Annotated in this window: 11 protein-coding genes; 4 read left to right on the top strand and 7 right to left on the bottom strand. The window is 40.9% G+C overall.

Features of this window, described 5'->3' with window-relative positions; translation table 11 throughout:
• Window positions 1-19 precede the first annotated feature (19 nt).
• Entirely contained in the window at window positions 20-4567 is a 4548-nt protein-coding gene (locus AHMF7616_RS18040; RefSeq protein ID WP_115374156.1) for a T9SS type A sorting domain-containing protein, read from the bottom strand.
• A 349-nt stretch (window positions 4568-4916) separates the two neighbouring features.
• Between AHMF7616_RS18040 and AHMF7616_RS18045 the strand changes: the two genes are divergently transcribed.
• From AHMF7616_RS18045 to AHMF7616_RS18060, 4 genes are all read left to right on the top strand, one after another.
• Complete coding sequence (locus tag AHMF7616_RS18045) at window positions 4917-5348, top strand: DUF2721 domain-containing protein (protein WP_115374157.1); 432 nt, start codon at window positions 4917-4919, stop codon at window positions 5346-5348.
• A 224-nt stretch (window positions 5349-5572) separates the two neighbouring features.
• Window positions 5573-6907 carry a peptidoglycan DD-metalloendopeptidase family protein gene (locus tag AHMF7616_RS18050; RefSeq protein WP_158546204.1) on the top strand — a complete coding sequence of 445 codons (1335 nt, stop codon included), beginning with the start codon at window positions 5573-5575 and terminating at the stop codon, window positions 6905-6907.
• Between the two features lie 79 nt (window positions 6908-6986).
• A complete protein-coding gene (locus AHMF7616_RS18055; RefSeq protein ID WP_115374159.1) occupies window positions 6987-8198 on the top strand; it encodes an S-adenosylmethionine:tRNA ribosyltransferase-isomerase in 1212 nt (403 codons plus the stop codon).
• Window positions 8199-8655: 457 nt separating this feature from the next.
• A complete protein-coding gene (locus AHMF7616_RS18060) occupies window positions 8656-9858 on the top strand; it encodes a YaiO family outer membrane beta-barrel protein (RefSeq protein WP_158546205.1) in 1203 nt (400 codons plus the stop codon).
• Between the two features lie 599 nt (window positions 9859-10457).
• Here AHMF7616_RS18060 and AHMF7616_RS18065 read toward each other — a convergent pair.
• From AHMF7616_RS18065 to AHMF7616_RS18090, 6 genes are all read right to left on the bottom strand, one after another.
• Complete coding sequence (locus AHMF7616_RS18065; RefSeq protein ID WP_147275722.1) at window positions 10458-10880, bottom strand: hypothetical protein; 423 nt, start codon at window positions 10878-10880, stop codon at window positions 10458-10460.
• A gap of 65 nt (window positions 10881-10945) precedes the next feature.
• Entirely contained in the window at window positions 10946-13957 is a 3012-nt protein-coding gene (locus AHMF7616_RS18070; protein WP_115374162.1) for a sulfatase-like hydrolase/transferase, read from the bottom strand.
• 44 nt (window positions 13958-14001) lie between these two features.
• Entirely contained in the window at window positions 14002-15027 is a 1026-nt protein-coding gene (locus tag AHMF7616_RS18075) for a HEAT repeat domain-containing protein (protein WP_115374163.1), read from the bottom strand.
• Between the two features lie 50 nt (window positions 15028-15077).
• A complete protein-coding gene (locus tag AHMF7616_RS18080; protein WP_115374164.1) occupies window positions 15078-15440 on the bottom strand; it encodes a response regulator transcription factor in 363 nt (120 codons plus the stop codon).
• Window positions 15441-15449: 9 nt separating this feature from the next.
• Window positions 15450-20111: a PAS domain S-box protein gene (locus tag AHMF7616_RS18085; RefSeq protein ID WP_115374165.1), complete on the bottom strand. Its 4662-nt coding sequence runs from the start codon at window positions 20109-20111 to the stop codon at window positions 15450-15452.
• A 694-nt stretch (window positions 20112-20805) separates the two neighbouring features.
• A complete protein-coding gene (locus tag AHMF7616_RS18090; RefSeq protein WP_115374166.1) occupies window positions 20806-21429 on the bottom strand; it encodes a hypothetical protein in 624 nt (207 codons plus the stop codon).
• Window positions 21430-21651: the final 222 nt, after the last annotated feature.

The raw sequence follows: 21651 nt of genomic DNA on the forward strand, positions 1-21651 counted from the left end.
TTTGTATCATCAATAAAAACTACCGGGTCAGCAATACTCTCTGGTGGTTCACGTGTTCTTTCCCTTGCAGGCGTAAGATATAGATGCCCGCCGCCGATTTACTTGCCTGCCATTTACACGCATATTGTTGCGCGGCCTTTGCTTCTCCTTGGAACAAAGTGGTTATTTCGTGTCCCTGACCGTTGTATACTTTTAAACTGACCATTTGGGTTTGGGGTACGCTAAAGTTAATAGTAAGCTCCTGGACAAAAGGATTCGGGTAAGTGGCCAAGGCAAAGTGTCGGCTGGGCTTTGTTGCTTCTGTGTTCACAGCAGGCAGTACGGGTGCGAGTAACGGTGTCAGTGCTTCGGGAGCTACTTTCAGGAGCCAGTAATCATTTTCCCCCTGGCTGGTTTGGGTTTTATCGCCACTTATGCCCGAGTTAGATCGCCCACCTAGTAAATAACCGCCATCATCCGTTTGCCAAACGTTACGTAATTCTTCTGCATTGTTTCCGCCAAACCGTTTATCCCATAGCTTGGTACCCGTAGCATTGATTTTAACTAACCAATAATCGCTACTGCCCTGACTGGCCTGGCTTTTATCACCGCTTTGGCCGGAGAAAGAAGTTCCGCCCAGCAAGTAACCACCATCATTATCCTGAGTAAGGGCACGCAAAGTTTCTTCGCCAGAGCCTCCATAGGTTTTATCCCATTGCTTAGCCCCGCTTCCGTTTACTTGCACCAACCAGTAATCCTGACCGCCTTGGCTCAACTGGCTTTTTTCGCCAGTTTTACCCGAAGCACTGATCCCCGCCAGCAAAATAGTATCTTTATCTGGATTTAGTAAGGAAAATAATTGATCGGGGCCGCTACCACCGTAACGTTTGTCCCACAACTTTTGGCCTTCGCTGGTAGTTTTCACCAACCAGTAATCCGAACTGCCTTGGCTACCCTGGCTTTTATCGCCCCCAGCCGAAGAAAAAGAAGTGCCGCCCAAAAGTAAATCCCCGTTTTCCAATACGGCTACATCTTCCAGGTAATCGTGCGCGGCTCCCCCCAAGCGCTGGTCCCAGGATTTAAAACCATTGAAATGATTAATCTTTACCAACCAGTAATCTTGTCCGCCGCGGCTATGCTGCGTTTTACCATTACCCGCAGGTGAATTGCTGTAACCGGCTAACAGGTACCGGCCGTCGGGCAAAATTTTAATTTTTCGTAAATCTTCCGAACCACTGCCGCCGTAACTTTGGTCCCATTGTTTCTCACCGCTGCTACTTATCTTTATTACCCACATATCTTTACCGCCTTTATTAGCCGCTGTTTTGTCGCCGCCAATCCCCGAATCTGAGTTACCGCCTAACAAGAAACTGCCATCGGGAGTGGCTATTAGCGTGTTCAGGTAATCGCGCCCGGTGCCCCCGTAGCGTTTATCCCAGAGTTTGTTACCGGCTGCATCAGTTTTTACTACCCAATAATCGCTTTTGCCCTGGCTATTCTGACTTTTGTCGCCGGTCTGTTGCGAGTAAGAATATCCCCCTAATAAGTAGCCCCCATCGGCAGTTGGCAGCATAGCTGTAAAATTATCTGCATTATTGCCCCCAAAGCGCCGGTTCCAGGTTGCCAGGTTAGCAGGCGGAAAGGCAGTTATTTCGGTTTGTACCAGCCAGAAATCAGAATTGCCTTTACTAGGTTCGCTTTTTTCGTAACCAACCCCCGAGTTAGAGGAACCTCCCAACAAATATCCGCCGGCAGCGATTGGCACAATGGCCGCTAGTTCATCAGCGTTTTGGCCGCCAAATACTTTATCAGCGATTTTTGCTCCACTTTCATCTATTTCCAAAAGCCAATAATCAGAGCTACCGCGATTGGCTTCGCTCCGGCTGCCGCCACGATCTGAATAGCTATACCCGGCTAGTAAAAAATTACCCGTGGGGGTAGGTAAAATATCTACCAGAAAGGAACGGTTGGTTTCGCAGGCGGCACAAGGAAAGATAGAGCTTCCGCTGTAAACTTTCTCCCAGATTTTATCACCGGTTGCATTTATTTTTATTATCCAATACGCCAAGGTTTCGGAGCCGGAATAACCACCCACTAAATAGCTTCCGTCTGGGATACTGGTTATAGCGGTTAAGTGGTCTACCCAATCCCGGTCGTATGCTTTATCCCAGAGTATTTCGCCTTGAGGGTTTACCTTCACTATCCAGTAATCGGTTAAATGATATTCATCGGTGTCGCGGTACCCGCCTAACAAGTAATTGCCATCGGGAGTAGCCATTATAGTAGTTAACTTATCTTCGTAGGCGTTTCCTAAAGTTTTGTCCCAGATTTTTTTACCTTGGTTATTGATCTTTACCACCCAAAAATCAGCGTAATTAAATCTGGCATTAGGCGGCCCCTGGTTGCTGTCACTTTTATCGCCGCTTTTATTTGATTTAGAGGAACCGCCCAGTAAATACCCGCCATCGGGGGTAGCTACTATTACCGAAAGATTATCATCTAAATCACCACCAAATGTTTGGTCCCACATTTTTGTGCCGACCGCATTTATTTTAATAATCCAGTAATCTGCCTTTCCCCGGCTGCCTTCGCTTTTATCGTGTTCCTTCCCCGAAGTGGAAGAGCCACCCAACAAGTAACCACCATCGGGAGTTGCCAGTATTACCGATAGCGTTTCTTTACCTGTACCGCCAAAAGATTTATCCCAAATCTTATTTTTATCGGCCCCTACCTTCACCAGCCAGTAATCCGAAGAATCCCTAAGAGCCATACTTTTATCGCCGGACTTACCCGAATAAGAAGTACCCGCCAACAGGTAACCGCCATCCGGGAGAGTTACTATATCTGCCAGCCAGTCTGTGCTATCGCCGCCAATGGTTTTATCCGGCAATGTAACAAATCGGTGTACCCGAAAACTCGTGGTATTTTCTACGGGGCTGTAGGTAGCATTCCCGGCCTGGAAAGCCCGAACGACAACCGTACCATAGCCCGTAAAACGGAGTTGATTATTTTTAAGAATGGCCGGCCCCGCAAGAAGTTTAAAACTAACCGGCAAACTCGAACTAGCTTTGGCCGCAAGAGTATAGGGCCCCGTGCTTAATCCTTGGTCTGGCGGTGCAAAAGTAATCGTTTGTATTTTCTGGTTTGGAATCCGGAGCTTTACCACCCAGAAATCTTCGGCGCCTTTGCCTTCCTGACTTTTTTCCCAACCAATAGCTCCCGTAGCTGCGTAACCGGCCAGCAGGCAGTTTCCATCAGGAGTCAAGAGAATATCCTGCAAAGAGTTGTTGCCAAAACTGCTTACACTTTTATCCCACAGCTTGCTGCCTTTGCTATTTAGTTTTAATACCCAAAAGCTTAATACTTCCGGCCTAATCTCTGTTCTATCAGCGTTTCTGTCGGAATTAGTATTGCCGCCCACTAAAAATCCCCCGTCGGGGGTAGGCTGCAAAGACGTAAGCCGGTCCTGTTTATTTCCCCCAAAGGTTTGGTCCCAAACCTTATCGCCATTAGCCTTAATTTTAATAACCCAATAATCCCCTCTGGCTTCGTCTTCGGTAGCGTCGCGGCTTACCTGACTTTTATCGGAACTTACATCGGACTCTGAAGTACCACCCAGCAGGTAGCCGCCATCCGAAGTAAGCGTTAACGCCGAGAGCCAATCACTTTTATAACCATCGAAGGTTTTGTCCCATTGTTTTACACCTGCCGCAGAAATTTTTATGACCCAATAATCTGCGCAGGGTTCACTATCAAACCCCCAGGTACAATCGCTACGGCGGGGTTCGCTTTTATCGCCGCTTTTATCAGAAGAGGTAGAACCGCCTAGTAAATAGCCTCCATCCGGAGTAGCTACTAAAGCCGACAAATTATCGGAATGATTTCCGCCTAACGTTTTATCCCAAAGTATTTTGCCATTAGCATTTAATTTTACGACCCAAAAATCAAAGGTAGACGATTCTCCTTTATTTGCTTGCGATTTATCACCGCCAACCCCGGAATTAGAGTACCCACCCAAAATATAGCCGCCATCACTTGTTTGCTGTATTACCGTTAGCCAATCAATTTCCGCACCGCCAATGGTTTTATCCCAAGCTTTGCTACCATCCGCGTTTAATTTCACAATCCAGTAATCAATGCTTCCTTTTGTTTCCTGGGTTTTATCCCCGGATTTATTCGAAAAAGAATATCCCCCTAGGATATAACCGCCGTCTTGTGTTTGCTGGAGATCTTGTAAGCCATCAAAGTTTTCGCCGCCAAAAGTTTTGTCCCACGCTTTGGTGCCATTGGTATTTAACTTTATTACCCAATAATCCCCGTCAGTTCGGGTTCCCTGGGTTTTATCGCCTGAAATTAAAGAGTAAGAAGTACCCCCCAGAATAAAACCACCATCGGTTGTCTGCTTTGCTGCGGCTAAGTTTTCGTTACCGTTACCCCCATAAGTTTTGTCCCAGATTTTAATTTGGGCCAGCACGTCACCCGGAATTAAGCAGATACACAATAGCCACATGAAAGCAGCTAAAGGCCAATAACCGCTAATCCGAAGCGCATATTTGGCGGCACCCCAAAAAAGTCCACGTGTTTTCATCGTGATTTTTAAAAAAGTAAGTGATTGTAAAAAAAGAAAAGAAAGAGGAAAAGCAGGTCTTTAAACCAAAAGGTTAAAGCACTTCTGCACCGAGAGCACGAGACGAACTAACAACAGAAAATGAGAAGGCTGGCTATGTGGAATAAACCAATATAATGTAATTTTCACTTAAATGCTACTTTCCACCGGGTGCCCTTCTTTGGCTTTCGTAAACAGAACCCAGCAGATCAGGCAGTATTTATTTAATCGGGCTATTAATTGCGGGTAAAATAAGGGCGCAACAATACCCGGTAGTATCATATACATTAGCCCCTGATTTTGTTACCTTTAGCATTTATTTTATCAGGTTATGGAAATTACCCTCACTACTCCCGCCTTGTTATTTCCGGCTATATCCATGTTACTGCTGGCTTATACCAACCGGTTTATTGCTTTGGCCTCGCTCATCCGGAATTTAAAAGACCAATATACGCGCACCCAGAACAGCCTTTTAATGGGTCAGATCAGCAATTTACGCGAGCGCTTGTTTTTAATCCGGAACATGCAGGCCTTGGGCATTGCCAGTATGTTTTTGTGCGTATTGTGCATGTTTGTATTGTTTGCCGAAAATCAGACAACCGGTAAGTACTTGTTTGCCGTTAGCTTAGCATTGTTGCTGGCTTCGCTGGGGTTATCATTCCGCGAAATTCAAATCTCGGTAAATGCTTTAACTCTTGAACTAAGTGATTTGGAAAACTTAAAGGCTGAGCAACCTACATACCGCACTGCTAACCAGAAATAATATGAAGTACCCGCTAGTTGCTTTTTTTTAAATTTTTAAAATTCTCCGGCAAATAATCTGGGCCAAATGGGTTTACTATTGCCCTATAAGTCTGCTTTAGGAGTTGCTGAACCAGTAAACCTTTAAAATCCGGTATTTAGCCCCAATTTACCGTTACTTTTTTCGTTCTTTTCTGTTATAAGAAAAACACTTTTTAGTACCCGATGAAGAACGCAAACTTTAATTTGAAAATACTTAATATTCTCAGCTCTATTGTACTGGCTGTATTTATAATATCGTGCAGCGGCAAACCCACTATTAAAGCCTTACTCGGCAAGCAAACGCCTTACGAAAAATACGTACAATCGCTGCGTATGGCTAAATTACACCAATCGGGTTTAGGCCAGGATTGGTTATTGGCGGGCAATAAAGTTTTACAAGATTCGCTTTTGCTGCCTATTCCTTTTGAAGAAACCGGTTATTTCCAGGCCGAAAAACCAGCGGCCTTCAGTTACAATTTTAAAGCCCGCGAAGGTGAATCTATCCGGATTGCGGCCCATTCTAAAGCCCGGGAAGAAGTAAAGTTGTTTTTAGATTTGTTTGAGGTAGAAGATGGCCGGCCACGTAAAGTAAAACACCTGAAGTCGGCCGATACGATTGCTTTACAGATTAATTACCGGGTGAAAGAAGATTTAACTTACCTGGTACGCCTGCAACCGGAACTCTTGCGCAGCGGCAGTTATACCATCTCGATTGTTAGCCAGCCCTCGTTGGGATTTCCGGTGCAAGGTAAAGGAAACAGTGCTATTCAGAGCGTATGGGGCGATGTGCGCGATAATGGCGCACGCCGGCACGAAGGAATTGATATTTTTGCGCCCCGCGGCACCCCGGCTATAGCCGCTACTAAGGGCATGGTTACCCGAGTAGACGAAACGCCTATCGGGGGCAAAGTAGTCTGGCTGAATGATGATCTCACTAACCAACACTTGTATTACGCCCACCTGGATACGCAACTGGTACAATCGGGGCAACAGGTTGTTCCGGGGCAGGTATTGGGTTTAGTAGGCAACACCGGCAATGCCCGCACCACGGTACCCCATTTACATTTCGGTATTTACCGGTCCGGCCGCGGAGCCGTAGATCCGTACCCTTTTGTGTATACGCCGACACAAAAAATTTCACCTTTGCAGATTAGTGCCGCCCAGTTAGGGCAATGGGCCCGAATCAGCAAAAAAGATGTAAACGTACGCTTATCGCCGGATAAAAACGGTTCTCTTTTAACTTCCTTAAACAAACATACTGCTGTGCAAATTATCGGTGGTACCTCCACTTGGTACCGTGTGCTTTTACCCACCGGTCAGAGCGGCTACATTTTGGGTGCTAACGTCGAGTCGCTGCAAAAACCATTGAATAATTTAAAAATTACAGCTGCAACCGAAATCCTTACCGAACCCCTGCCGGATGGCACGCCCATAAACCAGGTAAAAGCCAGCAGTACGGTTACTGTTTTAGCGAATTACAACAATTATTTACTGGTAAAAACAGCAGATGGTACCTTAGGCTGGCTCTTAGCCGTTTAAATAAGTTTAATTTAGATTCCTGAAGCGGTTTGTTTAATTTTGCGCCGTAATCTTATGCGCCTTACCTGCTCTTTCTTAAATGCCACTACACCCGAAAAATATAACTATCCAGGATTTCCGGTACCAGTTACCGGAATCACTGGTTGCTCAGTTTCCGTTAGCTAACCGCGATGCCTCTAAGCTGCTGTTTTACCAACGGGGAAGTATTTCGGATCATGGTTTTCGGGAAATACCGGACTTACTATCACCCGAAGCCTTATTAATTTTTAACGATACCAAAGTAGTACAAGCCCGGCTTTTATTTACCAAACCAACCGGCGGTATCATTGAAATATTTTGCCTGGAGCCGGTTTTCCCGTACACCGAAATGCAACAAGCCATGCAGCAAACAACAACTTGTAGCTGGCAATGCCTGGTTGGAAATGCGAAACGCTGGAAGTCGGGTTTGTTGCAAATGCCGCTACCAACAGGTTTTTTACAAGCAGAACTGCAAGAACGCGCAGCCGATGGATTTATCATCAAGTTTAGCTGGCAACCAGCTGCTTTAACTTTTGCTGAAGTACTGGAAACAGCCGGGAAATTACCCTTACCGCCTTACCTAAACCGCGACGCCGAAGAAGCTGACAAAATCCGTTATCAAACTATATATGCTGCCACGGAAGGTGCCGTAGCAGCCCCTACCGCCGGATTACATTTCACCGAAAATATACTCACCAAACTAACGCAACGGAATATTAAGCAAGCAAAGGTTACCCTGCACGTGGGAGCAGGCACGTTTAAGCCAGTAAAAGCCTCAGCAATGGCAGACCACCAGATGCACGCCGAAGAAATTTATGTATCCTCTGCAACCATCCGAAGCTTGCAGGAACAATTTCCAAAATCTATTATTCCGGTAGGTACTACTTCGTTACGCACCCTGGAAACTTTGTATTGGCTGGGCATCTTAATTGCCCGGAATCCCGAATTAAAATCTTTACACGTTCCGCAATGGTTGCCCTACGAAGCAGATGCAGCCTTACCTAGACCTGCTGAAACCTTACAGGTTTTACTGGATTACTTACAGGCAAACCAACTAGATTATTTACGCGCCACAACGCAACTCTTAATTGCCCCTGGATATCCGTTTCGTATTTGTTCTGGTCTGGTAACAAACTTTCACCAGCCGGAAAGCACCCTGCTGTTATTAGTATCAGCGCTGATAGGTGAAGATTGGCGTAGAGTGTATGAGCATGCTCTGGAAAACCAATACCGTTTTCTAAGTTATGGCGATAGCTCCTTATTATTACCATAACGCAAGCCAATCATTTCTAATTAATGCTACAACCTCTACTTTCAAAAGCACACGCGTTTTGCTGCTTTGCCACTCATGTGCCTTAACTTTACTTAAATAATGGCAAGTATTATAAACAGCAAAGGCTAAGGGTCAAAACAGCACATGCAAGATCTTGTAAAAAGTAAAAAATTAAAAAAACCCTGTTCATCTTCATCTTCTTTCAAATTATAATTAATTTAATTTTTACATTACACTTTGTTAATACATATTTCCAAATTAATAGCTTTTATCTGAACAAAATACTTCTTAAAAGATTAACTATAAATTGTACAATTAAAAGTTAAGCTAATTTATTATCTTTGAAGGTCAGGAATATATTTCAGTAAAAATGCCTATTCTACCTTTTTCTGTTCATTCTTATTCTGCTCTTATTCTAGGGCGTAAGGCTATTCAGCTATTTTTTATAAGCTTACTTTTGCTGAAAGCTGCATCTACCCAAGCACAGTCTTTTACTTCAGACGAATATTTTCAAAAAGCGCGTCAAACAGCCTTTGAACAGAAAAAATACGCTGAGGCTATTCAGCTTTGTCAGCAAGCTTTAAAACAAAGCCCCGATTACCTCGATATTCGTATTTTTTTAGGCAGACTGTATTACTGGAACAACCAAAAGGATTCGTCTTTATCAGAGTTACAAGCCGCTTTTCAGAAAAAACCAGATTATGAAGATGCCGCACAAGCTTTGGCCGATATTACTTACTTTGAAGAAGATTATACCAAGGCTTTAAACTATAGCCAAATAGGTTTACAATACCATCCTTCTTCCTCCGGGTTAGCTATTCGTAAAGCAAAATGTTTGGCAGCACTACTTCGTCACCAAGAAGCGTATACTTATACAGATAGTTTATTACGAGCAGATCCTGACAATGATCAACTCCGGTCGCTAACCAGTCAGTTAAGAGAATACAGCAATCATAATAAAGTAGGCGTAGGTTACGACTATACGTATTTCGATAAGCAATTTACGAATCCCTGGCATTTGATTAACCTTGATTATAGCCGACAAACCAAAGCCGGATCTTTCGGGGGACGGGTAAATTACACCAACCGGTTTGCACAAAGCGGTTTACAATTTGAAGCAGAAGGTTATCCCCGTATTTCCAAAGTTTTTTATGCGTATGCCAATGTAGGTTATTCCGCCGATATGCCTTTATTCCCAAAATGGCGGGCTGGATTTTCTTTATACGCCAATTTACCCAAAGCCTTTGAAGCAGAAAGCGGATTTCGGTATCTTAACTTCGATAACAATACCTGGATTTACACCATTTCGTTAGGAAAATATTACAAGAACTTTTGGTTTAATGCGCGTACGTATTTATCGCCGGGCAATAACAGCATTTCTCAATCTTATACACTTACTACCCGCTATTACCTCAAAGGAGCCGACGATTATTTTTCCTTTTTTCTTGGTCGGGGTATCTCGCCTGACGATCGTCTCCAGGCTACCCGGTTGAACAGCAATTATCGCTTACAAACCGCTCGGATCGGTGGGGGCTATCGGTTCTCTTTAAACAAACAGCATATTTTCTACCTCACTGTTACCTACGAGAATGTGGAGTATTTGCCCGAAACCAAAGGAAATCAATTAAATTTTTCGGTGGGCTACCTCCTGCGGTTTTAATTTACTTATTCCACCGGGGTATTTTTAAAATTCTGTATAACACACCAAAAAATAGGTTTTACCCTATACACAGGCTAACTAGCATTTTTCATTGAAGAGTTAAGGTACAGCATAAATTAATCTTTACCTCTTACCTAAAATAACAAGCGCTGAGTAAGCTTTGGTAATATCAATAGCCAGTAGAAATACTTGGTAAAAGAATAAACGTTTCCAGCTTTTTCTCCGCAATTTCCTTCTTCAACGGGGAACGTTGGCGCTACTTAGCTAAATAGTTTCTTGCTGAAGGTTGTAGTGGAGGTGCCATCTTTATCGCTCGTTATTATAGCAACTACTTGCCTTCCCAAACGGCTATGGATTATTCACAATTCACTAGGTCAACACAAGTTTTACTTACCTTATTTTAAATTGTAACATCAACAAGCCCATTTCCATTTTAATCTACTTTCTATTGGCACATCTGAACAGCACATAGGCTGAACATTTTTCTAAGCCATTTAGCTCAAGTGTTTGGATCAGCTTTAAAAAATTATTGGCTAATCAAATGGAATAATTGTCTCTTTGATTAGCCAATATAGCTCATTATTTAAAAAAATCAGCAATCACTGTTGCGGGGAATAGTGCATAAATAGGGAATCCGGAATAAGCTTTCCTTTACTTGAAATTAAATTATTCTTTTGTTTGAACCGGGCAAATTTAGCTTGTAATTGGCTTTTCACAACCGGATCTGTTATGCGTTCTTCGCTTAAATCCGGAGCAATTTTAAAAATATCTTGTCCGTTTAAATGATATTCCCCGCTTACGTAATCTAACAAGTCCGTTTTAGTTTGCTTTAAGGCAGTTGAATGAATATTTCGAAAAGTTCTAACGGTATCAATACCTGTTCCTAACCAGCTTACCTGCGATGGTACTCTAAAATTATACTGCGCTTTTAAGTACGCCAGCAAACTAGGCGTTACATCACTATGGGAGGAAATGGACTTAAAGCGAGCACTTTTCTTTAATAAAGGAGAATAGATGATCAACGGAACGTGATAACGATCTATTTTGGTTGCTAACGGTATTTCGGGTACCCGATGATCGCCGGTAATTAAAAGATAGTGTTTTCAAAACCTGGCAAAGAACTACTATTCTTTATAAATGAACGTAAGGCATCATCAGCATACATAATAGAAGCAAACTGAGGCGCATAAGCTTGTCTTTCCTGCTTTTGCGTTTCAGATAAACCAAGGCTTTGCAACCGTTTTTTAAATAATTGTAAATAATGCGCCTGATTATTTACCTGAAATGGACTATGAGAAGCTACTGTTAATAATACCTGTAAGGTTGGTTTACCAGCTTGGTTTAGAAAACGGTTATTAGTTACATTATATTGATATAATTCTTTATCACCGTACCCCCAGGTAAAGCCATTTTCAGATGGTAACTTAGGATAATTTTTGGGGAATGATTTAATATCATATAGATTATCAACTTTTTGAGCCTTTAAAAATCCGGACATATTGTCAAAATCAGCGTTGCCTCCGTAATAAAACGAAGTATTATATCCATTTGCCTTTAATATGCTGAATAAAGAAAGGTGTTCCGGCATAGGTTGCATCTCGTTAAATCCGCCTTTCCCAAATGGCAGCGATCCCAATAAAGAGGGTAGTACCGCAAAAGTGCGACCACCATTACTTAAAAAATTTTCCCAGTATAGGCTATGGTGAGATAAAGAATCCAGGAATGGCGTAAAACTACCTAAATAAGCATTTTCCTGGGTAAAAGCCCGGCCCAGACCTTCTACCATAATTATTACAACATGGGGAGGAGTAGTAGTTGATTTAAAAAATGGAGATAATACATCTGGGGTTCCGTTAACACGCAAAAACGGGTATTGCTTTTCCTGAACGTACTTTATTTCATTATCCGGATTACTAGCAGTTTCCGAGCTTTCAGTTGCAGCCGGAAAAAGATAATCGTAGTTAGTAGTTACAAAATAAGCCAGTTTATTTTGAGAAAGGTTTTGGGCATACTCTTGGTTAATCCACGGCTTATTGCTAAATACCAGACCTGCCCCTAACCAACAAATGATAATTAACATTACGGCTAAATAAATCCACCGGGCTGTGTGCCGTAGCACCGGGCTGAACCAATAAAAAGTAGCAAAAAAAGCAAAGCCAATTCCAATTAAGGCTATACCATTTTTTATATTTACTTCTCCAGACGCTCCCACCGTTTGTTGCAAATCCTGCCAGGAGTAGCTTTGAATATCGGCTCCCAAAGGCACCAAAGCTGTCTGAAAATAATGCATTAACCCAAATGAAATCAAAGTAGTTAAAGCCATTATGGCGATGGTAGTAATGCGGGCTAATCGGGTACTTATCAGGGCAGATAAACAATAGATGGGCGCCAACAGCAGACTAAATACCAGAAAAAAAGACAAATCATTTAAAATCGCTACACTAAAAACAACTGCCGGACTCTCTGGAAAGGAATGAATTAAGCCAGTTTGAAGAAAATCTAAACCTCTTAACCCTAACCAAAATAAAAGCAAACAGGCAGATAGGGAAATATAATCCGTCAGGATAGTCCAGCCGTTATAAGTTGTACGAGGTTGCACTTCAGCATTTGCCGCTGCTCCTTGAAATCCTTGCCGCGTCATTTCCCCCCAGCTCGTATCTTTACGCACTAAATCCATAATTCCCCGGATAGATGACCAGACCACAAAAGGATGGAAAAGAAACGGCTCCAGCAAAGCGGTAAAAATTAGTTTACCTACTTCTCCTCTTTTCTTATATTGATTAAAGGTAGCCACCTCCATCAGAATGGCAAAAACAGAAAACAGCCAACCAAAAATGAGAATAAAGGCTGTTAAGGCTAAAAAGTAAGGCCAGTTAATCAATCCCATTATTGCTAAAGCAATAAAAAAAACCATGCCTCCAAATTCAATTACCGGAGCTAATAATTCAAAAAAGAACCAATACGGATAACTTAAAAGACCTAAGATGCCGTAACGGGGATTTAAAAAAAGTTTTTGATGTATTCTTAAAGTTTCAATAGTCCCCCGCATCCAACGGTTGCGCTGGCGACCTAATATCTTATAAGAAGCTGGGGCCTCTGTCCAGCATAAAGGATCCGGAACAAAGGCTACTTTATAGGGTATTTGCCGATCAGCCATATAACGGCGCATCCGGACTACCAACTCCATATCTTCCCCAACTGTTTTAGGATTATAACCTCCGGCTTCAATCGCTATTTTGCGGTCGAAAGCGCCAAAAGCACCGGAAATCAGCAACAAACCGTTAAGGCGACTCCAGGCCATCCGTCCCAGCAAAAAGGCGCGAATGTATTCCAAAGCCTGGAATCGAGGTAATAATTGTTTAGGTAAGTTTACCTCTACTAACTTACCATTCTCAAATACACAAGAATTGGCAATACGTACTACTCCGCCAGCAGCAATCACCTTTTTATCGGATTCTTCCATAAAAGGCTTTAAAAGCTTTAACAAAGCATCTTGCTCCAGAATACAATCTACATCAATACAAACCAAATATTGGTGGCTCGCCAGATTGATACCTGCATTCAGTGCATCAGCTTTACCCCCGTTTTCCTTATCAATAACTACTAATTTGCCATATACGGGATTAGTACTTTTATAAACGGCCCTTACGCGCTTGGTTGGTAGTTGCTCGTTATATACTACTAAGTTGTTGTGCGTACTATTAGTGCTTTTATAAATAGCATTTACTTGCTTACTCGGCAGTTGTTCGTTATAAGAAACAGTAGCTTGTTCCAGTTGATAAGCGGCAATAAGCTTTTGCATGGAATCATCTTTACTACCATCGTTAATAATAATTAACTCTAATTGATTGTAATAAATATTTAGAAGAGAACGAACATTTTCAACAATGTTAGCACCTTCGTTGTAAGCAGGAGCTAGTATACTTACCGAGGGAGCATAAGGCGATGAAGCCAGCAGGGTATAATCGGTTAATCGGCTTTTTCGAAAATAAGTAAGAGCCTCCGCAATAGCAAATATGCCTAAAGCAATGTAGCAACAAAGTAAAGCTATAGCATATACCAAAATCCCATACTCAAACAAATTGTACAAAAGCGCCATTTATCTTGATCTATTTTTAAATTTTTGCCCCAAAAATGCTCAAGCTAATTCAACAATTGTAAAAGGGCCTTATTGGCTAATAGCCGGATGTCTGGATCTGTAGTCTCTTGTAATTGTTGAAAAAAGGTTAACTCATTATCTGTTCCAGTTTTTACGATTTCGGATAGAATTGCCATTTGCAAATTTTTGTTAGTTTCTTGAGCAAAAAGCTGCAGCAAAGTAGTTGCAGCCAAGGTTGATGGTATTTCGCCCAAGCAGGCAATGGCTTGCCGGCGAATTATTTCTTCCGGCCGGCTCAAACATGCAATTACTTCGTTTAAAAAATTACCAGCATGTTGTGCCCCTATCAGCTTCAAGGCAAATTGTACCACACTCGCGTTAGGTGATTGCAACCAACGGCAAACATCTTCTTCTGAATGGATAGGGTGGTTTGCTAATAACTCTAATAATTTGATTTGGTGCCACTCCGTTAATGGATAAAGCAGATTTTCAAAGAAACTGAGCCCTTGATATTGGTGCAGGAACACCAAAGCAATCTGGGCCTCCATGCGTACTATCGGATGCTGGTGATTAATGAAAGAAAAAATTTCCTGCTCCGTATCTAATTGATTCATAATAGCTAGGTCCTGAATACCTTTCGCTATTGTGTTCCATTGACGATTGCGTAAGCGAGCTACAGAAATCTTATTTAAACCTAATTGACGGTATAACATCTCTATATTTTTCTCAGGCTGACCGCTGACCCCTTTCTTCAGCAGCTTTAACTCATGCAATAATTCTTCCTTTGCCAGATCTTGCTTTAGTAATATTTGAATACTTTCTGGAACCAGAAAACTCTGATGAGTCTCATCTGGTTCTTCGAGAATAATACCAACAAGCCAGTCCTTCATTTGAGCTTGGATATTTTTCCGCCGGATAGCTATTCTATTTTTTTGAATCAAAATGCCCACCATACAAATAATAAGAATTAAGATAACACCGGTAAATATGCCAACAGCCACATAAAATATGGTTGGACTAATAAGAGTTACGGAATTAAGAAGCAACAGGGTAAAGGTTGATAATGCCACCTGGAAAGTTTTAAACTTTAGTAAAAGTAATGTACCTGTTCTTTAAAGAATTAAATAGTTGATAATGCAAAACGACGGACCCGCAAGGCTAATTCATTTGGACTAAATGGTTTAGTGATGTAATCATCAGCGCCTAAGGTAAAAGCCTCTACTACCACATTTTCCTGACCCATTGCCGACAAAACAATTACCGGAACAGGCTTTTCCTGTTTTTTAACAAAACTTAAAACCTCCAACCCCGAGGCAAAAGGCATCATAATATCAGTGATAACTAGATCAGGGCTATGTTTTTGTAACAAAGTCAAGGCTTCTTGGCCATTATTAGCAATAAGAACTTCATGACCGTCTTTCTTAAGCCGGAACTGCATGGTAGCTAATGTGATTGATTCGTCTTCTGCGACTAAAATTTTCATAAGATTAATTTATATATTGGCTAAAATGGTAATAAGTTGTTTTTCTACTTCTTGCTGAATCGCTGGTAATAATTTAGGGTAAAGGGAAAGGCACCTATCCAGTAAAGGCTCTATCCCATCCATATTTTGTTGCCCATGAACCTTCTTCTCCATCTCAACAATTAACTCGTACATTTCCTCCATGTAAACGGAGGCTAGACTGCCTTTAGCCTTATGTGCTTTTTCTAAGAAATCCTTACAATTTCCAGAAGGCAATATGCTTTTAAGTTCTTGCAAATAAGAAGGCATCTTCTCAACGAAGAGATCAAAAACCATTCTGATGTATTCCGGATCTTCCAGTTCTAATAAGCGGCTGATATCAAATCCTGAAACCATTACTGTAGCAGTACTGGGCGAGATTACGGTAGTAGAGCTAACTGCAATTGCCGGACCATTCGTTTCTACCTGATAATGCTTTGGTGTTTGCTGCTGCGAAATTGACAAGAATTGCTCTAACGCTCGAGCCAGATCCACCATATCAAAAGGTTTGGCCATATAGTCGGAGGCTCCGATCTCTAAGCATCGTTCCTTTTCATTGCGCAACACACTAGCTGTTAGCACCACAATCGGTATTTCTAATTGGAGCTTCTGCCGAATATAAGTAATAGCCTCAAACCCATTCATAACGGGCATGCGCAAATCCATAAAGATGATATCAAACTGCTCTCCGGATTCTAAAATCTGGATGGCCTCTCCGCCGTGCTGGGCAATAAGTAAATCTATGTGAAACTGCTTTAGGCTAGAAGCTAATACGGCCTGATTAATATCATTATCTTCTACTATTAAGGCGCGTTTGCCATTATAGCTCTTTTTAAGCGGGCTCGGCTCATTGCGGCGATAGAGGTTTACTACTGCATCCGAATCTTTGGCAATAGCATAAGGAAGGCAGAAGGAAAAACTGGTCCCTTTGCCTTTTGTACTCTCTACTGAAATGGTTCCGCCTTGCATTTCAATGAGCCTTCTGGTAATAGCTAATCCCAGTCCAGTACCGCCGTATTTACTAGCAATGTCAGTGGAACCTTGGGCAAAGTTGTCAAAAATATAATGCAGACTGTTAGCATCAATACCTACTCCGGAATCAGTAACTACAAACTCAATTACTACCTGATCTGGTGTTTTACTTTGGAGCGAAGCTTCCAGTCGTACAAAACCTTTCTCCGTAAACTTGATAGCATTGCTTAGCAAATTACTAAGAATCTGATTCAGACGGTGGGGATCTCCAACTAGCAGTTCCGGAATAAAATGATCAGCAGAAGCCACTAACCGTAGCCCTTTTTCCTGGGCTCTTTCTTTAAAAAACGGGATTGTACCAGCAATGGACTCGTTAAAATCAAAGGCTAACTCTTCCAAAGTGAGAATACCAGCCTTTAATTTAGATAGGTCTAGAATATTATTAATTAAGCTAAGCAGCGTATTAGAAGATTGTTTAATAATTTGCAGGCGGCCTTTTTGGTCGGGTTGCAGCGAAGAGGATACCAACAATAAATTTGCCATCCCGATGATACCGTTCATAGGGGTACGTAACTCATGGCTCATGTTAGCCAAGAATTGCTCTTGTAAGCGCTCAGCATGTTCCGCGTTTTCCCGGGCTTGAATTAATTGCTGCTGGTGTTTTACCTGTTCGGTAATATCTTTAGCAAGGGTGCAAATACCAAATAAGCGTTTATGCCGATCATATAACGGAAATTTAACAATCTCCATTTCCAGAACTTGGCCATCCGACAGCACTATTTGTTGGTTCCATTCCATAGATTTTATAGCCGGCGGACCCTCGTTTTCGTTTATTGAAAACTCCGCCAGAGCCGCCTGATCATCGGAAATAGCTTTTAATTGATTACCTCTTTCATTTTCTTGATCTAGATTGAACAGTGTTAAAAAAGCTTTATTGGCGAAAATGTATTTACCTTCAATATCTTTAATAAGAATAGATTGTGGAGAATAATCAAGAATAGCCTTAAAGCGATATTGAAATTCTTCTTTCTCCGCATTAGCAATATCCATTGCCTTTTCAATCTTTCTTCTTTCTGTAATATCTTTAGCTGAACAGCAAAGACCGGTAATATTTCCTTCATTATCCCTTACCGGAAAATAAGTTGAATGGTAAACATCTTCTTTTAAAGATAAAGACCGCTCATCCTCCCATTTTTCTCCGGCTAATACTTTTTGATATACGGAGAGCAGTTTATCTTGAAGCTCTGATTCAAACAAGGCCGGAAAATTATCCCCAATTTTACAGTCTACTCCATAGCCTTGCTTTATTACACTCCTGCATTGCTCATTCAGCAATACTAACCGGCAGTTTACATCCAACAGGTAAATAGCTTCCTGAGAACTTGTTAGAATAGACTTTATATTTTTCTCTGATTCTTGCAACCGCATCTCAGCGTGCTTTCTTTCCGTAATATCCTGAGAAGTACCGTACAACCGGATTATTAATCCATTCGCATCTGTTTGACTATTACCAAGTAAGTGTAAATTCCGGTGTTCTCCTTTAAGCGTAGTAATGCGACACTCCACATCAAAAGGTTCTCCGTTAGTTAATGCCTCTTTAATCGTCTGCTCAATAAGACCTCGGTCAGCTTCATCCACAAAATCAAGGAAAGAAGCAGATGGCGCCTGGAAATACGCTGCATCTATATCAAATATTCGATAGAGTTGCTCCGAACAGGATAACTTTCTAGTATCCACATCCAGGTTCCAAGAGCCGATTTTAGCTATTCGCTGCGCTTCTGTTAATGCGGCTTCACTCTGCCGGATCTGCTCCGAAGTTATTTTACTTTCGGTTATATCTATTAAAATATTAATACCTCCAGTTACCTGGCCAGTAACATCATGACTCAGAACAGTATGTGGCATAATGTGGCGTCGGCTACCATCAGGGCACTCCATAATAATCTCCAGATTGTCTGCGGCAACTTTATTGCTAAGGGCTAAAGCCATTGGACAGTTTTCACGAGCCAGAATTTGCCCGTTAGCATTGTACAAGTTATGGGAGCCGCACCAGAACTCCTGATCCACATCAGGCTCTCTGCCCCATAATTCTACTGCCGCTTTGTTAAAAAGCTTAATGCAGCCATTTACATCGCAGGTATAAACCGCTGCAGGTAAATCCTGAATTAGTTGGCGAAAATTCCATTCACTTTCTTCTATTCTTTTCCTTGTCAATACCTGCTCACTTACATCTACACCAAAAAAGTAGATCTCTTCTACAATGCCATCGCTGTTACAATACGGTTGAAAAAGCATGTCCAGGTAAATAGTATTAAGCTGGCCATTACTATCGCGGCCTAGTTGTAAAACTTGCTCTGTTTCACGATAGCTTTCACCAGTTTTATAGACTAGATCTAACTTTTCCTGAAAGGCTTGGTGAGCTAAATCCGGGAATGCTTCTGCTACGGTCTTGCCAAGCACTTGCCGCCCACCAATCAGACGATCGAATAACAGATTAGTTAATACATACCGATGGTCAGCACCTTTGAAAACGCAAATACTAACCGGAGCCTGCATAAACAAATTATTAAACCGCCGTTGCTCGTTCGAGATAGCCTTCTCCAATAAACTATTTGCTTTTTGCACTGCCAGAGCATCCTTTACTCGCTCAGTTACATCCCCGAAATGAGAAACAATGGCTCGGATACTTGGCTGTTGAAGCAAATTAGTGGTATTACTTTCTACCCAAACCAAATGACCACTTTTATGCTGAAGTTGGATTAACTTCTGAATTGGTTGGCCAGGAGAGCTTAACACTTCCTGATTATATTGAGTTACCTGTTCTAAGCCTTTCGCCGGATAGCTTAAAAGAGTAAACCCTGGTTGTGCTGCCTCTTCCTTAGTAAAGCCAAAAATTCTTTCAGCCGTTGAACTCCAGTAAACAATATTCAAATGTTCATCCCGTAATACAATCGCTTCACTGCTATTTTCAATTAAAGCCATAAAGCGATCCTGGCTCTGCTGCAGTTGTTCGCGGGCAATTTTCTTGTCAGCAAGGTTGGTCCAGCCTCTTTTAAGGACATAGATTAATAATAAAACAAAAAGAGCAAGACCTAACAGAAGAATTAGATTAATCTGAAAAGCAATTTCTTCACTTTCTTTCTTTTGTTTTTTCAGAACAGAAAGCTCATGTGCGTGCATAGCATTCACTATTTCCCGGATTTTATCCATTTGGATTTTACCCTTATTAGTGGCAACCAAGCGCAAAGCGGCATCTAAACCTTTTTCCTGTCGAACTTTTATAGTTAAACGAGATAAGGCGATTTTTTTGTTAAGATGTTGCAATAAAAGCTTTCGATAATTTTCCTGAACAGAATCAAATCGAACCAGCTCTTTCAAGTGAGAAAAAACTTTTTCTAAACTATCCTCAGCCATTTTAAAAGGCTCTTTGTAAGCGGCATTGTTTGTAATTACAAATCCACGGGCGCCCGTTTCATAATCTTTTGCCAAAGAAACAACTCTTTCTATCTGGTATATTCTTTCCTGAGAATGTATCACTCTCTGAGCATGTTCATTTTTCCAGCCCAGATTATAATAAATACTATAAACCAGTATAGAAAACACTAGCAAGATTATAGAGAATACAATAAGTAGCCTTTTAAATTCTTGGCTACTTTTGATAACGTGGTAAAAATTAATCATGCTGTATTATTAAAACACAATTCACGTAAAAATTTAAAAAATTATTATTTATCATTAAGTTTTTCACGACTTCATCAAAACTAACTAAAAGCAACTTCTTGCCGCACAAAATATAATTTATAATTATTCGGTATTTAAAAGTAAACAGTTAAATTCTAAAAACAATACCCTTATTAGAAAAATTATATTTATTGTTAAATTTTAAACAACATTTTTGCATTTAATAACAATAAAAGCAACATATACTTATACATAATTCAATTACTATTGAAAAAAAATGGTAATCTTAAATTTAGCACAATATAACTTTATTAATTTTAAATTTTCGTTTATAGCCTTAACCATTATAGCTGATTGAAATTATAAGATTGCCTACTTAATTTGAGCATAAACAAATAACTACTATTTTAATCAGGAATTTTACTGGATTAGTTACAAACTACTAAGCTCTCTTAGGTATATTCAACTATTGTGCTTTTCCAACTTAAATAAAGTACCAGATTACAGTTGAGTAAAAATCAACCTCTAAAAGAGCGAGTACTTAAGCAATTATTAAAATCCAGGCCTTATATACAGTTAATAGAATCATCTATTGCTCCAGTATAACAGAGTTAGTGCTTATATCAATTAACAAACAAGCAGTTGATAGTACATTATCAACTGCTTGTTTGTTAACTATTTATATATTATTTTTTCATCTTTTACTACGTTGCTCCCATTTTCCAGCCGTAGCAGCCAAGTAATTATTAAGGTTAAAATCGATTTGAAGTTCCAGTTTTCCGTTATTTTCTACGAGATAGCTAAAAGTAGAATGATCACTGCTAAATGCTAAAGTCCAAACGCATGGAGTAGACAAGTTCATTAAATTTTTTGTATAAGTGTCAGCAGGGAAGAACTGCATGTAAGCTGTTCCATTACCTTTAGTATGGCCACCGTACAAATTTATCCTGTTGGCTTGACCGTCTTCTTGTTTGTTTTCGTGTTTTAGAAAAAAACCGGCAGGAGTCCGCTCCAGAATTAAAGTGCGATATACTTTTTCACCAATGTAAATCGGAATTCGCATCTCGCTCTTTGTACAATTAATAACTTCTAAAGACACTAGCTGTCCAGCAAAAAGCGTGGACTTTGTTTCGGGGTATAAGGGTTGGCCTATTACTCTTGCGCCTTGCAGGCTTTCCAACGCTTGGTAAAAGGTGTCGTTTGCCGGATTATAATTCTTTGTTGCTACTGGTGTACGTATACAACTCGTTGCAGCAAAAAGCATCAACGCTAACAATATTATCCCCTTCAATAATTTATAATCAAGCTTCTGAAACATTACCCAGTAATATTAAAGGAACAAACGATTAAATGTTGCAGTAAAGGAAAGATGCATAAGTAGAAAACGTAAATTTTTCATCATGTTATTTCGATTTTAAAACCTAAAATTTTACTAATTAATCTAGCTGTGCTTGTTGTTTTAAAATATAAATGCGTTCCACGCAAGAATGCTTTAACAATCTTTAAACAAATATATCACCAGATCGCTCTACTACAAAAT

It is taken from the genome of Adhaeribacter pallidiroseus, from assembly GCF_003340495.1.
Classification (GTDB): domain Bacteria; phylum Bacteroidota; class Bacteroidia; order Cytophagales; family Hymenobacteraceae; genus Adhaeribacter; species Adhaeribacter pallidiroseus.

Coding starts and splice junctions, on each gene's coding strand:
- AHMF7616_RS18085 (WP_115374165.1), bottom strand. CDS start 20,111: ATGATTAATTTTTACCACGTTATCAAAAGTAGCCAAGAATTTAAAAGG.
- AHMF7616_RS18040 (WP_115374156.1), bottom strand. CDS start 4,567: ATGAAAACACGTGGACTTTTTTGGGGTGCCGCCAAATATGCGCTTCGG.
- AHMF7616_RS18055 (WP_115374159.1), top strand. CDS start 6,987: ATGCCACTACACCCGAAAAATATAACTATCCAGGATTTCCGGTACCAG.
- AHMF7616_RS18070 (WP_115374162.1), bottom strand. CDS start 13,957: ATGGCGCTTTTGTACAATTTGTTTGAGTATGGGATTTTGGTATATGCT.
- AHMF7616_RS18045 (WP_115374157.1), top strand. CDS start 4,917: ATGGAAATTACCCTCACTACTCCCGCCTTGTTATTTCCGGCTATATCC.
- AHMF7616_RS18080 (WP_115374164.1), bottom strand. CDS start 15,440: ATGAAAATTTTAGTCGCAGAAGACGAATCAATCACATTAGCTACCATG.
- AHMF7616_RS18090 (WP_115374166.1), bottom strand. CDS start 21,429: ATGTTTCAGAAGCTTGATTATAAATTATTGAAGGGGATAATATTGTTA.